The sequence below is a fragment of the Streptomyces sp. NRRL F-2664 genome, from assembly GCF_000719345.1.
Lineage (GTDB): Bacteria > Actinomycetota > Actinomycetes > Streptomycetales > Streptomycetaceae > Streptomyces.
This window is the reverse complement of the sequence record NZ_JOFX01000267.1, coordinates 1-822: the sequence shown is the minus strand read 5'-3', so window position 1 is coordinate 822 and position 822 is coordinate 1. Positions and strand designations below refer to the sequence as shown.

General features: G+C 72.6%; 1 protein-coding gene. It reads left to right on the top strand.

Features of this window, described 5'->3' with window-relative positions; all coding sequences use genetic code 11:
* Window positions 1-822 (top strand): hypothetical protein (locus tag IF89_RS39410; RefSeq protein ID WP_158718152.1); only part of this gene is annotated, 822 nt, incomplete at both ends.

Below are 822 nucleotides of genomic sequence, written 5' to 3'. Positions count from 1 at the left end.
AGGGTGGTCTCCCACTACAACAGCCTGCACCTGCTGACCTCCCAGCAGGTGTTCACCTCCGCCCTCGGCGACCGGCCCGCCGGGGAACTGGTGCGCGGCTACAGCTGGCAGCAGGACCCCGCAAGCCCCGTGCCGCCGCCCCGGGATGCGGAGCTGCCCGCGGACTGGGCGCTGCCCGTGCGCGAGGCCAGCACCGTCCACAACAGCGCCGGCCAGAAACGGGGGACCGTGACTGCCGCCGCCTACGACAGCTACGGGCGTGCGGTGAAGACGGTGGACGAGACGGGCACGGTCACCGAGACCGTGTACGACCCTGAAGAGGGTGCTACCGGGCTGGTCGTGTCGCAGAAGACCACCGACCGGGACGGCAAGGTGCTGCAGGAGACCGCCAACTCCCTTTCCGCGGACCGGCGCACGGTCACCGGGACCGTCACCCGCACCGCAGACAGCGCCGGGAAGCTCGCCGCCCGAGAGCAGACCACATTCGGGTACGACGAGTACGGGCAGGCCGCCTCGCAGACCGTCTCCTGGGCTGAGGGCGCGGGTGGGGAGGGCCGGGGTGAGGGGCCGGGTGAGCTGAGGACTGAGGTCAGCCGCACGGTGGAGGGCGGGCGCCTGACCGAGACCACCACCGTGGCGCCGGGCACGGACGCGGAAACGGTGACTTCGCGGGTGACGGACCTGGCCACCGGGGCCGTGCTGGAGGAGGCCGGCCCCGGCGGCCGGGTCCTGTCACGTACGGAGTACGACCGCCAGGGCCGGCCGTCTGTGCACACGGTGCTGCCGGACTCCGGCAAGCCGCAGACCACCCGCATCGCCTAC